General features: G+C 68.2%; 18 protein-coding genes. 11 read left to right on the forward strand and 7 right to left on the reverse strand.

What is annotated here, in order from left to right; translation table 11 throughout:
• Positions 1-28: 28 nt before the first annotated feature.
• Both cpaB and IEW58_RS02530 read right to left on the reverse strand, forming a co-directional pair.
• Positions 29-1,120 (reverse strand): Flp pilus assembly protein CpaB, encoded by a 1,092-nt coding sequence (gene cpaB, locus IEW58_RS02525; protein WP_188643683.1) that lies wholly within the window; start codon positions 1,118-1,120, stop codon positions 29-31.
• 87 nt (positions 1,121-1,207) lie between these two features.
• Positions 1,208-1,696: an A24 family peptidase gene (locus IEW58_RS02530; protein WP_188643684.1), complete on the reverse strand. Its 489-nt coding sequence runs from the start codon at positions 1,694-1,696 to the stop codon at positions 1,208-1,210.
• A 162-nt stretch (positions 1,697-1,858) separates the two neighbouring features.
• On the opposite strand from IEW58_RS02530, the gene IEW58_RS02535 reads away from it, so the two are divergent.
• A complete protein-coding gene (locus IEW58_RS02535; RefSeq protein ID WP_229658402.1) occupies positions 1,859-2,764 on the forward strand; it encodes an alpha/beta fold hydrolase in 906 nt (301 codons plus the stop codon).
• Positions 2,761-3,861, forward strand: coding sequence for an NAD(P)/FAD-dependent oxidoreductase (locus tag IEW58_RS02540; RefSeq protein ID WP_188643685.1), 1,101 nt, complete (start codon positions 2,761-2,763; stop codon positions 3,859-3,861). Before IEW58_RS02535 ends, IEW58_RS02540 begins: the two co-directional genes overlap by 4 nt.
• Here IEW58_RS02540 and rnhA read toward each other — a convergent pair.
• Genes rnhA through ispH form a run of 3 tightly spaced genes read right to left on the reverse strand, consistent with a single transcriptional unit; the run spans position 3,858 to position 6,271 of the window.
• The gene (gene rnhA, locus IEW58_RS02545; protein WP_188643686.1) at positions 3,858-4,304 is read right to left on the reverse strand and encodes a ribonuclease HI; all 447 of its coding nucleotides are present in this window, start codon (positions 4,302-4,304) and stop codon (positions 3,858-3,860) included. The two genes, IEW58_RS02540 and rnhA, sit on opposite strands and share 4 nt — an antisense overlap.
• The gene (thrB, locus tag IEW58_RS02550) at positions 4,301-5,275 is read right to left on the reverse strand and encodes a homoserine kinase (protein WP_188643687.1); all 975 of its coding nucleotides are present in this window, start codon (positions 5,273-5,275) and stop codon (positions 4,301-4,303) included. The genes rnhA and thrB overlap by 4 nt, the downstream gene beginning before the upstream one ends.
• Before the next feature lie 9 nt (positions 5,276-5,284).
• The gene (gene ispH / locus IEW58_RS02555) at positions 5,285-6,271 is read right to left on the reverse strand and encodes a 4-hydroxy-3-methylbut-2-enyl diphosphate reductase (RefSeq protein ID WP_188643688.1); all 987 of its coding nucleotides are present in this window, start codon (positions 6,269-6,271) and stop codon (positions 5,285-5,287) included.
• A 75-nt stretch (positions 6,272-6,346) separates the two neighbouring features.
• Here ispH and IEW58_RS02560 point away from each other — a divergent pair, with 75 nt between their 5' ends.
• The 9 genes from IEW58_RS02560 (at position 6,347) to tatC (ending at position 13,510) form a co-directional block, all read left to right on the forward strand.
• Entirely contained in the window at positions 6,347-6,997 is a 651-nt protein-coding gene (locus IEW58_RS02560) for a hypothetical protein (RefSeq protein ID WP_188643689.1), read from the forward strand.
• A gap of 63 nt (positions 6,998-7,060) precedes the next feature.
• The gene (gene argS / locus IEW58_RS02565; RefSeq protein WP_188643690.1) at positions 7,061-8,806 is read left to right on the forward strand and encodes an arginine--tRNA ligase; all 1,746 of its coding nucleotides are present in this window, start codon (positions 7,061-7,063) and stop codon (positions 8,804-8,806) included.
• Between the two features lie 2 nt (positions 8,807-8,808).
• Positions 8,809-9,504 carry an SPOR domain-containing protein gene (locus IEW58_RS02570; protein WP_188643691.1) on the forward strand — a complete coding sequence of 232 codons (696 nt, stop codon included), beginning with the start codon at positions 8,809-8,811 and terminating at the stop codon, positions 9,502-9,504.
• A gap of 79 nt (positions 9,505-9,583) precedes the next feature.
• Positions 9,584-10,600, forward strand: a complete 1,017-nt coding sequence (gene nagZ / locus IEW58_RS02575; RefSeq protein WP_188643692.1) for a beta-N-acetylhexosaminidase — start codon at positions 9,584-9,586, stop codon at positions 10,598-10,600.
• Complete coding sequence (locus IEW58_RS02580) at positions 10,597-11,400, forward strand: segregation and condensation protein A (protein WP_188643693.1); 804 nt, start codon at positions 10,597-10,599, stop codon at positions 11,398-11,400. The genes nagZ and IEW58_RS02580 overlap by 4 nt, the downstream gene beginning before the upstream one ends.
• Positions 11,401-11,408: 8 nt before the next feature.
• A complete protein-coding gene (gene scpB, locus IEW58_RS02585) occupies positions 11,409-11,984 on the forward strand; it encodes an SMC-Scp complex subunit ScpB (protein ID WP_188643694.1) in 576 nt (191 codons plus the stop codon).
• 60 nt (positions 11,985-12,044) lie between these two features.
• On the forward strand, positions 12,045-12,308 hold the full coding sequence (locus IEW58_RS02590) for a twin-arginine translocase TatA/TatE family subunit (protein WP_188643695.1): 264 nt from the start codon (positions 12,045-12,047) through the stop codon (positions 12,306-12,308).
• 38 nt (positions 12,309-12,346) lie between these two features.
• On the forward strand, positions 12,347-12,706 hold the full coding sequence (tatB, locus tag IEW58_RS02595; protein WP_188643696.1) for a Sec-independent protein translocase protein TatB: 360 nt from the start codon (positions 12,347-12,349) through the stop codon (positions 12,704-12,706).
• A gap of 9 nt (positions 12,707-12,715) precedes the next feature.
• Entirely contained in the window at positions 12,716-13,510 is a 795-nt protein-coding gene (tatC, locus tag IEW58_RS02600) for a twin-arginine translocase subunit TatC (protein WP_188643697.1), read from the forward strand.
• Here the strand turns inward: tatC and mmsB are convergent.
• Both mmsB and IEW58_RS02610 read right to left on the reverse strand, forming a co-directional pair.
• Complete coding sequence (gene mmsB, locus IEW58_RS02605; RefSeq protein WP_188643698.1) at positions 13,491-14,363, reverse strand: 3-hydroxyisobutyrate dehydrogenase; 873 nt, start codon at positions 14,361-14,363, stop codon at positions 13,491-13,493. The genes tatC and mmsB overlap by 20 nt on opposite strands.
• Complete coding sequence (locus IEW58_RS02610) at positions 14,360-14,710, reverse strand: hypothetical protein (RefSeq protein WP_229658403.1); 351 nt, start codon at positions 14,708-14,710, stop codon at positions 14,360-14,362. The genes mmsB and IEW58_RS02610 overlap by 4 nt, the downstream gene beginning before the upstream one ends.

Genomic DNA, 14,710 nt, shown 5'->3' on the forward strand with positions numbered 1-14,710 from the left:
ATGCGGTACGCGGTCATTGCAGCCCCCTTCACGGCATCATGCCGAGCGTGCCGGCCACGACCTGGCCACCGTTCTGGATCGCGCCGCCCTGGGTCTCGAGGACCTGGCCGTTGCGCGAGATGAGCACGGTGCTGGCAGCCTTGCCGCGGGTAACGGTGACGGTCGAACGCGGCGCGATGGTGGGACGCGGCGCGGCGGCCATGCCACCTGCGTACGCAGGGGCGGCGACGGGTGCCGGCGGAGGCAGGGTGCGGCGCTGGAAGCGCGACACGTCGCCGCCGGTCTGGTAGGTGGTGATGCCGTCGCTGGGGCGGTTCATCGCCGCGGCGAGCAGCTTCTCCTCCTGCTGCGGCGTCGCGCCTTCGGGGATCTTGACGTCGCCCTGGGCGATCGCCCGTTCGAGCTCCGACTGGCTGTCGGCAATCGAGCGGAGCGACAGGCTGAGCGTGCCGATCGTCTGAGCGACCGAAACCTTCTCTGCGATCTTCGGCGTCACTTCGAGCGTGACGGTCTGGAACTGCTTGACCACGGTGTCGCCGTTCTCCGCCTTTTCCTGGGTGGTCGACTGGTCGGTCGCCAGGACGCGGATGTTGCGCAGGATGGTCTCGGACGCCTTGAGATCGCCGGAACTGCCGTCAGGACCCTTGACGGTCTGGGTCAGCATCAGATCGACCCGGTCGCCCGGGAATACGAAGCCGCCGACGCCGGTCTTGGCCGACACCGGAACGGTGATGGCGCGCATGCCGGGCCCGAGCGCTGCGGCCAGGAAACCGCGATCGCCGGGCTTGACCAGCGAGCCCTGCGTAACCGGCTCACCGGCGGTAATCGGGAAGCGGACCACGGTGCCGAGCAGCTTGGACACGTCGGACGCGCCATCGATGTAATAGGCGTCCTTGACCAGCTCCTTGGGCCAGGGCTGGAAGCCGATGGCATCGGCGGTGATGATGGTGCCGGTCGGCAGCACGCGCTGTGCGACGAGAACCTTCGGTCCCATCGGCACGGCCGGCGCGGCCTCCGCCTTGGGAGCGGATGCTCCGGCGAACATGCTCCGGGCCATCATGGCGGTCACGATCGCGATCGCCAACGCACCCACCAGCAGCAGCAGCTTCTTCCTGTCCATGGCTAACAAAGCCCCCTTAGAGTGCCCGCTCGATCCCACGGGCGGGAATGGTTGCCGTGGTTAAGCGGCGAACGGTTAAAATCAGGTTCACCCCACCAGCGTCTGCTGCGCGGCGGGGAAGTAATGTGTGCCCAAAACCCACAGTCCGGCAGCCGCGATGGCGACGCCGTAGGGTATGGCGAGCTTGTCCTTCTGGCGCCGCATGACGTGCCAGGCGCCGAGTACGAGCGTCAGCACGCCTCCGAGCAGAGCCATCATCACCAGCAGCTTCAGGAACCACTCGGGCTCGATCCACAGCGCCAGCGCGGTCAGCAGCTTGACGTCGCCGCCGCCCATCCACTTGAGCGCGAAAAACGCCGCGAACACCGCGAATGCCGCGACGCCGATGCCAAGCTGGATCGCGACTCCCGGCCACAGCGACAGGCCGCTGGCCCACCAGAAGAACGGCGCACCGATAACGATGCCCAAGTTGAGCCAGTTGTCGATCTGCCGGCGACGCCAGTCGGTCGTCGCGGCGACCAGCAGTGCGATTGCCAAGGCAATCAGCAACCCGTAGTGCAGATATCCGCCCAGCATTGTGATTGGCCCCCCAGGAAAGGGACGCGAAAGTCCCTCTTGGATCCCGGTGGTAACGCGCACTGCTTACCAAAAAGTAACCAAGCCCGGAGGCGCGACATTAGCCAAACTGGAGCCGCCTCGGGAGGGAGGGACACCCGCCGCGCGATCCCGGCCGGCGCGGTGGAGGGATGCTGGCTGGCGCCGGACGGGCACCCGATCCGCCGGATCGACCTGGAGAGCCGGCAGGCGGCCGCCCGCGGCTCGATACTGTTCCTGCCGGGGCGGGGCGATTTCTACGAGAAGTATCTCGAGACGCTCGACCACTGGGTCTCGCAAGGCTGGCGGGTGACGGCGTCCGACTGGCGGGGGCAGGCAGGTTCGGGGCGGCTCGGCGCAGATGCCGTTACCGGGCACATCGCCGACTACAGCCAGTGGATCGACGATCTCGCCGCCCTGTGGAAGGAGTGGACCGCGTCCACTCCCGCCCCGCATGTGCTCGCCGGACACTCCATGGGCGGTCATCTCATCCTGCGGGCGGTGGCAGAGGGACGCGTGCAGCCGGATGCCGTTGTCCTGTCGGCGCCCATGCTGGGCTTTGCCGGAGCCTTGCCAGGCGCATTGATGCACCCGCTGGCGCGGCTCATGAAGGCGCTCGGCGATCCGCGGCGGCCGGCTTGGAAGTGGAGCGAAAAGCCGGGCGAGCCCCCTGCTGCGCGCGGATTGCTGCTGACACACGACGCGGACCGCTATGCCGACGAGCTATGGTGGCGGGCCGAGCGTCCCGAACTCGTCATGGGGCCGGGAAGCTGGAGCTGGGTGGAGCGCGGGTATGCCTCGATGCGTGCCCTGTTCGCTCCCGGGGTGCTGGAGCGCGTGAGGACGCCGACGCTGATTCTGGCCACCACGCACGACAAGCTCGTGTCCTACCGAGCGATCGCCGCCGCCGCCGCGCGGATGCCCGGCGCCGAGTTGGTCACGTTCGGCGGGGAGGCCGCTCACGAGATCCTGCGCGAAGCCGACCCGGTGCGCGATCGGGCGCTCGGCGCGATCGACCGGTTCCTCGGCCACATCGCTGCGGGCCGATGAGCGCGCGTCACGACATCGCCGTGGTCGGGGCCGGCATCGCCGGGGCCAGTCTCGCCGCGGAACTCACGGCACACGGCGGCCAAAGAGTGCTGCTGTTCGAGGCGGAGGACCACCCCGGTTATCACACCACGGGCCGCTCGGCGGCGTTCTGGGAGGAATGCTATGGCGGGCCGGAGGTGGTGCCGCTCACCCTGCCGTCAGGCGCATGGCTGCGCGAGAAGGGCTTCCTTAGCCCACGTGGCGCGCTCTACGTGGGCCGGGAAAGCGACCGGCCTGCGCTCGATGCGTTCATGAAGCGGTTTGCCCATAGCGGCGTGCACATCGAGCGGCTCGACCGGGAATCCTTGCTCCAGCGCCTTCCGGGTCTGCGCTCCGAATGGACCGGCGCGGTGTGGGAGCCGGCTTGCGCCGACATCGATGTCGCGCGCCTGCACCAGCACTACCTCGCGGCAGCCAGGCGCGGCGGGGCGGAACTGGTGACCCGGGCGCGCATCGTTTCGGCGGAGCGCGAGGACGGAACCTGGCGGCTCACCAGCGAGCAGGGGGAGGTGTTCGAAACTTCGGTGGTGGCGAACGCCGCCGGCGCATGGGCCGATGCGTTCGCTGAGCTTGCCGGCGCGCGCCCGCTGGGAATCCAGCCGTTGCGGCGCACTGTCGCGCAGCTCATCACCGACCCTGCGCCGCCGGCGGACCTGCCGTTGGTGCTCGACATCGCCGGGCGATTCTACTTCAAGCCCGAGAGCGGCAGGCTGTGGCTCAGTCCCCACGACGAGGAGCCTAGCCCACCGTGCGATGCCGCGCCCGAGGAACTGGCGGTCGCCCAGGCCATCGACCGGTTCGGGCAGGTGGTGGACTGGCGGGTAATCGCTGTGGAACGCAAATGGGCCGGGCTACGCTCGTTCGCGCCCGACCGGCTGCCGGTCTACGGCTTCGATCCGGCAGTCGAAGGGTTGTTCTGGTTCGCCGGGCAGGGCGGTTTCGGCATCCAGACCGCGCCTGCGGCCGCGCGGCTGGCGGCTCAGCTGCTACTGGGCCTCGACCGCGACGCGATGACCGAACACATCGACGCGTCCCTCTACGATCCGGCGCGCTTCTAGCGGTCCGCCGCGGCCACCGCTTCGGCCGCCGCGCAGGCGAGCGCATCGACCCGCTCGTTCTCGGCGTGGCCGTTGTGGCCCTTGACCCATACCCATTCCACCTGGTGCTGCTTCGACGCGGCGATCAGTTCGTGCCACAAGTCCGCATTACGGACCGGCTGCTTGCTGGCGTTCTTCCAGCCGTTGCGCTGCCAGCCGTGAACCCACTTGGTGATCCCGTCGAGCACGTACTTGCTGTCCGAATGGAGCACGACCGCGCACGGCTCGATCAGCGCCTCGAGCGCCTTGATGGCGGCGGTCAGTTCCATCCGGTTGTTGGTCGTGTTGGGCTCGCCGCCCGACATTTCCTTTTCGTGGCGGCCCATGCGCAGCAGCGCGCCCCAGCCGCCGGGGCCGGGATTGCCCTTGCAGGCGCCATCGGTGAATATCTCGACTGTCTTCATTGCTGGAACGGCCCATCGCCCGCCCCGGCGTAGAAATGCAAGCGGCGCATGAAGTCCATCGGGTCCTTGCGAGTGACCAGCGCGCCGGCCGGAGTGTCGAGCCAGTCCTCCGCGCGGCTGGCGACGAAGCGCAGGCAGGCTCCCTGGACCAGCAGCGGCATCGCGGAGCGCTCGGCGGGCTCGAGCGGGCGGACGGATTCGTAGCCGGCGACCAGCGCCTCGCCAACGTCCGGCCGGAAGCGGGCACCCGCCTTGTCGAAGCTCCAGGCGGCGTGAGTGACTGCAAGATCGTAGGCCATCGCCTCGTCGCAGGCGAAGTAGAAGTCGATCATCCCGCCGACCCGGTCGCCCAGCATCAGCACGTTGTCCGGAAACAGATCGGTGTGACAGACCGATCGGGGCAGGTCGCCGGGCCAGTCGCCGCGAACCCGTGCCGCAAGATCGATCGCGGCGGGCAAAGCCGGATCGATCGCTGCGAGCTGTTCGGCTCCGCACTGCGCGAGCGAGGCCGCGCTGGCTGCCGGATCGAGCGCGTTCGCACGGTGCAGCGGGAATTCGCGCGCGGCGACATGCGCTTCGGCCAGCGCGGCCCCGACCGCGTGGGCCTGCCCGGGCGTGGGGCGGCCGACCGAAACGCCGGGCAGGAATTCGATCAGCGCGACCGCCTTGCCTTCCACCTCGCGCCACCCCGCGCCCTCGCGATCATGGATCGTGCGCGGCACCGCGCAGCCGCGCGCCGAAAGATGATCCAGCAGCCCGAGGAAAAACGGCAGGTCGCTGGTCTCGATGCGCCGCTCGTACATGGTGAGGATGAAGCGTGCCCCCGAACCATCGCGTCCGGTGGTTTCCACCAGCCAGTTGGAATTCGAAATTCCTTCCGCGATCCCCTTGGCGGAAACCAGCGCGCCGACGTCGTAGTGGTCGATGAGGACCGCGAGGTCCTCCGCGGCAAGGTGGGTATAAACGGCCAAGGCGGGCGCTCAGCCCATGAGCTGGCGCGGCAGCTTGAAGACCATCTTCTCCTCGGCGCTGACGACCGTGTGCTCTTCCACGTCGCGCCATTCGGCCAGCCGTTCCACCACTTCGCGCACGAGCTTCTCGGGAGCTGACGCGCCGGCGGTCAGACCGATCGTGCCGACGCCGTCCAGCCAGGCCGGGTCGATGTCGCTTGCCCGCTCGATCAGTCGCGCATCGGTCCCCATGCGCTGGGCGACTTCGACGAGCCGCAGCGAGTTGGACGAGTTCGGCGCGCCGATCACCAGCACCAGGTCGCTGCCCGGCGCGATCTGCTTGACTGCGGCCTGCCGGTTGGAGGTGGCGTAGCAGATGTCTTCGGCCTTCGGGCCGACGATGTGCGGGAACCGAGCTTCGAGCGCGGCGACGATCTCGCGCGTATCGTCCACCGACAGCGTCGTCTGGGTGAGGAACGCCAGCGGCGTGTCGCCAGTGAACGAAAGCGCCTCCACGTCGGCGAGCGTTTCGACGAGGGTGATTGCACCCTCGGGAACCTGGCCCATCGTGCCGATCACCTCGGGATGGCCGCGGTGGCCGACGAAGACGATGTGCCGCCCGGCCTCGATCTGGCGCTCGGCCTGGCGGTGGACCTTGCTCACCAGCGGGCAGGTCGCATCGACCCATACCATCTGCCGCCGCTCGGCCTCGGCGGGGACTGTTTTGGGCACACCGTGCGCGCTGAAGACCACCGGCGCGCCTTCGGGCACTTCGTCGAGTTCCTCCACGAAGATGGCGCCCTGTTCCTTCAGCGCATCGACTACGTAGCGGTTATGGACGATCTCATGCCGGACATAGACCGGCGGCCCGTAAAGCCTGAGCGCGCGCTCGACGATCTCGATCGCGCGGTCGACGCCGGCGCAGAAGCCGCGCGGTGCGGCGATCAGCAGCGCGAGCGGCAGGCGACCGGACGCCGGAATCGAAGTGGTCGGCCGGTGGGGCAAGGGGGCGTTCATTCGCCGCCCTCTAGCGCTTCGCCGCCGGCCCCGCTAGGGCGACCGCTGACTCTGATATTCGGGACCGACCCTGCCATGACCATGCCTGTGCGCCTCACCGTTATGCTGATGATGGGGGCCGCTATCGCCGGCTGCAAGCAATCGGGCGAGTTGGTATTGCAGGAAGGCGTGGGCGTGTCGGCCGTCCGCTCGGTCTGCCCGGCGGTCGGCGTGCCGGATTATACCGGAGACATCACCACCTTCCGCGTGCCGGGCGATACCTCGGCCGCCAACATCGACGTCACCGCCGCGATCACCAACGTGCGTGCGACCTGCGACGACACCGGCGCGCGGGTCTATACGAACGCGACATTCGACGTGCTCGCCCGCCGCGCCGATGCCCGAGGCGCGCGCCAGGTGACCTTGCCTTATTACTCGGTCGTGCTGCGCGGCGGGTCCTCTGTGGTGACCAAGCGGATCGGGCAGGTCACCCTGAGCTTTGCCGATGGGCAGGAACGGGCGCAGGCTCGCGCCCAGGCCGGCGCCTACGTCGACCGCGCCGAGGCGACCCTGCCGCAGGACATCCGCGACCAGATCACCCGCAAGCGCAAGGCGGGCGAGGAGGACGCGGCGATCGACCCGCTGAGCGATCCGGCGGTCAAGGCTGCGGTGGCGCGTGCGACCTTCGAGCTGCTGGTCGGCTTCCAGTTGACCGAGCAGCAGCTGGCCTACAACGCCACCCGCTAGCCGTCGTGTCCGGCCGCTGGGCCGCGCTTGCGCTTTCGCGCTGATCGGCTAACCCGCGCGCCCATGTCCGATACCCAGACTCTCCACGCCGCTTTCGCAGCGCGCATCGAAGCCGTGCTGCGCGCCCTCGAGTTGGAAGGCGCGTTGCCTCCGGGCGCGTCCGAAGCGGCCGTCACGGTTGAGCCGCCGCGCGATCCGTCACACGGCGACCTGGCTACCAACGCCGCGATGGTGCTGGCGAAGGCGGCGGCGACCAACCCGCGCGCCCTGGCCGAGAAGGTCGTCGCGCATCTTCAACGCGAGCCTGCGATCACCGAAGCCTCGATCGCGGGGCCGGGCTTCATCAACCTGCGGCTGGCGGATTCGGTCTGGCTCGACGAGCTGCGCGCGATCGCCGGACTTGGCGCGAATTATGGCCGCTCGAACGCGGGCGCGGGGCGTCGGGTCAACGTCGAGTATGTCTCGGCCAATCCGACGGGTCCGATGCACATGGGGCACTGCCGCGGCGCGGTGGTGGGCGATGCCCTGGCGACGCTGCTTGAATTCAGCGGACACCCGGTCACGCGCGAATACTACGTCAACGATGCCGGCGCGCAGGTCGACGTGCTCGCCCGCTCCGCACATCTGCGTTACCGCGAGGCGCTCGGCGAGGAGATTGGCGAGATTCCTGAAGGCCTGTACCCGGGCGATTACCTCGTGCCGGTGGGCAAAGTGCTCGCCGCGCAGTTCGGCCCGCGCTTCGTCGAGGCGCCGGAAGCCGAGTGGCTGCCAGACTTCAAGACCCGCACCGTCCACGCGATGATGGACATGATCCGCGCCGACCTCGCGCTGCTGGGCATCGAGCACGACGTGTTCGCTTCCGAGGCCGAGCTGCAGCAGGCGGGCAAGCCGGCCGAGGCCGAAGCCTGGCTGCGCGCGCAGGACCTCGTCTACGATGGCGTGCTCGAAGCGCCCAAGGGCAAGACGCCCGAGGACTGGGAGCCGGTCGAGCTGCCGCTGTTCCGCTCGACCAAGTTCGGCGACGACCAGGACCGGCCGATCAAGAAGTCGAACGGCGACTGGACCTACTTCGGTGCCGATCTTGCCTACCACATGCAGAAGGCCGCCCATGCCGACGAGCTGATCGACATCTGGGGCGCGGACCATTCGGGCACCGTCAAGCGGATCAAGGCAGCGGTGGCCGCGCTGGCGCAGGGCGAGGGGCGTGAGATCCCGTTCGACGTCAAGCTGGTGCAGATGGTCCAGCTCCTGCGCGGCGGAGAGCCGGTGAAGATGTCGAAGCGTTCGGGCACGTTCGTCACCTTGGCCGACGTGGTCGAGGAAGTCGGCAAGGACGTGGTCCGCTTCACCATGCTCACCCGCAAGCCCGAAGCGCAGATGGAATTCGACTTCGCCAAGGTGGTCGAGGCATCAAAGGACAACCCGGTCTTCTATGTCCAGTACGCCAGCGCGCGCATCCATTCGACGCTGCGCAAGGCGGCGGCCGAGGGCATTGTCCCCGACCCCGCTGCCCTGGATCGCCTCGGCCAGGACGAGCTCGTGCTGATCCGCCACGCCGCGCAGTTCCCGCGCCTTGTCGAGGCCGCCGCCGCCGCGCGCGAGCCGCACCGGGTGGCGTTTTTCCTGTACGATCTGGCGGCTGCCTTCCACGCCTTCTGGAACGCCGGCAACGATGCGCCCGAAAAGCGCATCATCGTGACACAGGACCCGGCGCTTACCGGGGCGAGGCTTTTCCTGGCCACGCAGATCGGGCAGGTTATCCGTAACGGCCTGGCGCTGCTGGGCGTCGAGGCGGTCGAGGAGATGTGAGCATGGCAACGGGGGCGGGGCGCAGCGGCGACGAAGGCGGCGATTACCTGGGCGGGGACCAGCTGACGCTGGCCGGCGAGGATGAACGGCTGCCTTGGCTTGAATCCGGTGAGGAGGACGAAGACGAGGGCGGGGTCGACACGGGCCGCATTGTCGGCTTCGTGATGTTTGCCGCGCTCGCGCTGGTGGCGCTGATCGCGGGAATCTGGTGGTTCGGACAGCGCGCACCCGACGCCGAGTTCGTCGCCGATGGCAGCACCATCGAGGCGCCGGATGCACCGTACAAGGTCCGCCCGTCCACGCCGGGGGGGAAGACCTTCGAAGGGACGGGCAACCTCGCGCCCGCGGTAGGCGAGGGCAAGTCGATCCAGGGCCGCATCGCCGACAACACCCCGCAACCGAGCATCGACGTGCCGAAGCCCGGAGAAAAGCCGGCCGCCGCCGCTGCGACTCCCGCGCCGAGCGGAATTCCGGTCCAGGTCGGCGCCTATACGAGCCGCGAGGACGCGGAAGCTGGCTGGCGCAGCCTGCAGGCCCGCACCGAGAAGCTCAACGGCGTAAGCCACCGGGTTGTCCAGGGCGTGGCCGACATGGGCACGGTCTATCGCCTGCAGGCGATGGCGGGCAACGCCGCCGCTGCCAGCGAGCTGTGCCGCGGCCTTAACGGCGACGGGGTGGACTGCCAGGTCAAGCGTTAACGCGTTATCGAAGGCGAACAGGGGATTGCCTGACGCGCCACGCTTGCGGCGCGTTCGTCTTTCGTGCGAATCTGCCTGCATGACGCCCGCGATCTTCGGCCTTTCCGGTCTTGAGCTGACAGCCGACGAACGCGCGTTCTTTCGCGAGAGCGATCCGGCGGGCTACATCCTCTTCGGCCGCAACATCGAAACGCCCGAACAGGTCCGCGCGCTGACCGACGACTTGCGGGCCATCCACGGGCGGGACAAGCTGCTCGTCTCGATTGACCAGGAAGGTGGCCGCGTCGCACGCATGCGCCCGCCGCACTTCACCGCCTTTCCTCCGGGCGCAGCCTTCGATGCGCTGTACGAGATCGCCCCGTCCTCCGCTCTCGTTGCCGCGCGCAGCAATGCGCACGCGATGGGCATCGAGCTGGCCGAAGCAGGCATCACGGTGGACTACTATCCCTCGCTCGACGTGCGCCAGCCCGGCGCTCACGACGTGATAGGAGATCGCGCATTGGGCGCCGAGCCGCTGCGGGTCGCCGCGCTGGGGCGCGCCATCCTCGAAGGTCTGGCCGAAGCGGGCGTTGCGGGCTGCATCAAGCATATGCCAGGACACGGCCGCTCGCTGTGCGACACGCACAAGGAACTCCCCACCGTTACCGCCAGCGAGGAAGAGCTCGAGATCGACCTTGCCCCCTTCCGCGCCCTCCGCGACGCGCCGGTGGGGATGACCGGCCATCTCGTGTTCACCGCATGGGACGCGGAGCATCCGGCGACCCAATCGCGCACGGTCATCCGCGACGTGATCCGCGGGAAAATCGGTTTCGACGGCCTCCTGCTAACCGACGACCTCGACATGGAGGCGCTGTCGGGCTCCGTCCCCGAGCGGGCCGAGCGCGCGATCGCCGCGGGCTGCGACCTGGCTCTCAACTGCTGGGCGAAGATGGACGACATGGTCGGCATCGCCGGGCGGTTGCCTGCCATGTCCGGCGAAACCGCCGCGCGTCTCGCCCGTGCGCTCGAAGGCACCGGAATCGCCCCTCGGGGAGACAAGGCGGAGCTGCTCGCCGACCGCGACCGGCTGCTGGCCATCGCCGGCGTAACGGTATGAGCGAAGGGGCGCTTCTCCTCGACCTCGGCGAGCCGGACGGCGGCGATTGGAGCGGTCCCGCGTCCGCCCCGGCCGACGATGCCGCGCTCTATCTCGAACTCGACGGGTGGGAAGGTCCGCTCGACCTCCTGCTCGATCTCGCCCGGCGGCAGAAGGTCGATCTCAAGGCAATCTCGATCCTTGCACTGGTCGACCAGTACATCGCCTATATCGAACGGGCCGAGGAGCTGCGGCTGGAGCTTGCCGCCGACTACCTCGTCATGGCGGCGTGGCTCGCCTATCTCAAATCGGCGTTGCTCCTCCCGCGTGACGAGCAGGAAGATCCCAGCCCCGAAGATCTCGCGCTGCGCCTGCAATTGCGGCTCGCCCGGCTGGGCGCGATGCGGGAAGCCGCCGCCCGACTGATGGCCCGCGACCGGCTGGGGCGTGACGTGTTCCTGCGCGGCGCGCCCGAGGGGCTGCGAACCGACCGCAAGACGCTGTGGCAATGCGACTGGTTCACGCTGATACAGGCCTACAGCCAGGTGAGCGCGCGCACCGCGCCGGTGGTGCACATGGTGCGCGACCGTCCGGTGATGACGCTCGAATCAGCGCTCGACCGCGTCTCCGCCATGCTTGGCGTCACGCTGGACTGGATGGAGCTGCGCGACTTTCTGCCGCCGCATGCCGAGCCCCGTCTGCGCAAGTCGGCGCTCGCATCCAGTTTCGTGGCTGCGCTCGAACTTGCGCGGCTGGGTCGCGCGGAACTGGCGCAGGAGGACGCATTCGGGCCCTTGCGGCTGAGGCGGGTGGGGGCGTGAGCGAGGAGATGGATCGCGCCGTCGAGGCGACGCTGTTCGCTGCCGAGGAGCCGCTGTCGGCCGAGGCCCTGTCGGGCCATCTCGGCGACGCCTCTCCCGCCGACGTGCGCGAAAGCCTCAAGCGGCTGGCCAGCCACTACGCGCCCCGCGGTATCCACCTGGTCGAGCGCGCTGGCCGCTGGCATTTCCAGACCGCGCCGGACCTTGCGCACCTCCTTCGCCGCGAGCGCGAGCAGGTGCGCCGCCTCAGCCGCGCGGCGACCGAGGTGCTGGCGATCGTCGCCTATCATGAGCCGGTCAGCCGCGCGGAGATCGAGGCGATCCGCGGAGTGCAGACCTCCTCCGGCACTCTCGACGTGCTGATGGAAGCGGGCTGGGTGCGTGTCGCCGGGCGCCGGGAAGTGCCGGGGCGCCCGGTCATCTACGCCACCACGCCCGCATTCCTGGAGCACTTCGGCCTCGCCTCCCGCAAAGACCTGCCCGGCATCGACGAGCTCAAGGCTGCCGGCTTGCTCGATCCGGTGGACGAGGCGTTCGACGCGATGACGGCAATGCCCGAAGGGGCGGAGGAATCGGAAGGCTGACCCGCGCAAGGCTGGCAAAGCCGCTCCACCTCCCCTAAGTTGGCGCCAAGGAGATTACCCATGGGCTCGTTTTCCATCTGGCATTGGCTGATCGTGCTTCTGATCGTGCTCGTCCTGTTCGGGCGTGGGCGGGTGGCCGACATCATGGGCGACTTCGGCAAGGGCATCAAAAGCTTCAAGCAGGGCATGAACGAGGACGAGGTAACGGCCGCGAAGCCGGATTCCGCGCCGAAGGTCCACAGCCTCGAAGGGCCCCACCACGATGCGAAGCCCGCCGGCGAGGCCGCTCGCGACCCGCATCCGGGCGCCGATCACCGTCATTGATCGCTGACTGAAGCCCCGCGAGGGCCGCTGCACACCCTATGTTCGATATCGGCGCATCCGAGCTGTTGATGATCGTCATCGTCGCGGTCGTCGTGATCGGGCCCAAGGACCTGCCGCGCGCGCTGCGCACCGCGGGCAGGTGGATCGGGAAGGTCCGCCGCACCTCCAACCACTTCCGCTCGGGCATCGAGGCGATGATCCGCGAGGCCGAGATGGAGGAAATGGAGAAGAAGTGGGCCGAGCAGAATGCCCGCATCATGGCCGAACACCCGCCGGTCGACCTGTCCGACCACGAGTTGCGCCCGCTGCCTTCGCCCTCTGCCGAAACCCGCTCCGCCGAGACGCCGCCGGAGCCTGCGCCGGCGCCGGACGACGAGCCGCAGTTGCCGTTACGGTAGGGCAGGCAGATGGTATTCTCGATCCGCGACCTCGACGAAACGCAGGCGCCGCTGCTCGATCACCTGATCGAATTGCGCGCGCGCCTGCTGCGCGCGTTCGTGGCGCTGGCGCTGGCATTCTTCGCCTGCCTCTACTTCGCCAAGGATATCCTGGCCTTCCTTGTCCAGCCGCTGCTCGACGCGGGGCAGGACACGCTCATCTATACCAAGCTTTACGGGCAGTTCTTCGTGGAGTTGAAGGTGGCGCTGTGGGCGGCATTCTTCCTCGCCTTTCCGGTGATCGCCAACCAGCTGTGGGCCTTCGTCGCGCCAGGGCTCTATGCCAAGGAGAAGAAGGCCTTCCTGCCGTTCCTGCTGGCCACCCCGGTGCTGTTCGTCGCGGGCGGGGCGCTGGCGTACTACGTCGTCATGCCGACGGCGTTCCACTGGTTCCTCGGCTTCCAGGGCGCGCCGGGCGGGGTGAAGATCGAGGCCTTGCCCAACAGCGAGGATTACCTCGGCCTGGTGATGCAGTTCATCCTGGCGTTCGGGCTGTCGTTCCTGCTGCCGGTATTACTCCTGCTGCTCAACACCGCGGGGATTGTCAGCCGTGCGCAGCTTGTCGGCGCGCGGCGCTATGCGATCGTCGCGGTCTTCATCGTCGCGGCAGTCGCCACGCCGCCCGACGTCATCAGCCAGCTCATGCTGGCGATTCCGCTGCTCATGCTGTTCGAAGGCGCGCTGGCGATCATGTGGTTCACCGAGCGCAAGGCGGCGCAGGATAAGGCTGCGGAAGAGGCGACCCCTACTTCAGCGTCCGAATGATCCCGCTGAAATCTTGCGTGCCGTTGCCCGCGCCGACGAAGTCTTCGTAAAGCGCCCGAGCCCGCGCGCCCATCGGCACCGCCGCATCGGCGCTTTCCGCCGCCTCCATGGCCAGCCGCAGGTCCTTGAGCATCAGCCCGGCCGCGAAGCCGCCCTGGTAGTCGTTGTCGGCGGGCGAGGTGGGGCCGACGCCGGGGACCGGGCAATAGCTCGTCATCGACCAGCACTGGCCGCTCGAGACACTGGATATGTCATAGAAGGTCTGCGGATCGAGCCCGAGCTTCTGCGCCATGGCGAAAGCCTCGCACGTGCCGAGCATGCTGATGCCGAGCAGCATGTTGTTGCAGATCTTCGCCGCCTGCCCGTTGCCCGCGTCGCCGGCGTGGATAACCGCCTTGCCCATCGCCTGGAGGATCGGCTCGGCGCGCTTGAAGGCGCTCTCGCTGCCGCCGACCATGAAAGTGAGCGTGCCGCCGCTGGCCGCGGCGATGCCGCCGGATACGGGCGCGTCAACCATCTCGTAGCCATGTTTCGCCGCCTGCTCGGCCACCTCGCGCGCGGTGGCGACGTCGATGGTCGAACAATCCAGCAAGATCGCCCCCTTGGGCGCATTGCCGAACACCTCGCCGGTGTAGGCGCTGAGGACGATCTGGCCGTTGGGCAGCATCGAGACGACAGCGTCGACACCCTCGACCGCTTCCTGGACGCTGCCGAACACCGAACACCCGTGTTCGGCAGCCTTTTCGAGCGCTTCATTCGCAAGGTCGAACGCGCGTACTTCGTGCCCCGCCTTGACGAGGTTCGCGGCCATTCCGCCGCCCATGTTGCCGAGTCCGATGAAGGCGATTTTCATGCCGCGCGATCCTTGTGGTTGACGCCGGTGAGGATGGCGGCGGTATCGCCCCCATGCTTCCAGGCGAGATAGGTGAGGTATGGCAGCAGGAAGCCCGCTCCTCCGAAAAATGCGAGGATGGCCAGTGCGATGCCACTGACCGAGAACCCGTTCCGCCAAGCCGTCCAGCTCGCGGAAAGGAACAGCATCATGCTGAAATCAAGGTTGAATTGTCCCGGCCATGACCACCGGGCCATGTCCCCGAAGAACCAGGGGAAGAGGTTCAGCCCATCATTCCCGATGACGGCCCCGGTGTAGAACGCCAGCGCGCCCCACAGGACCATCAGCAGGAGATAGAAGGGCTTCAA

Source organism: Tsuneonella deserti (assembly GCF_014644315.1).
GTDB lineage: Bacteria > Pseudomonadota > Alphaproteobacteria > Sphingomonadales > Sphingomonadaceae > Tsuneonella > Tsuneonella deserti.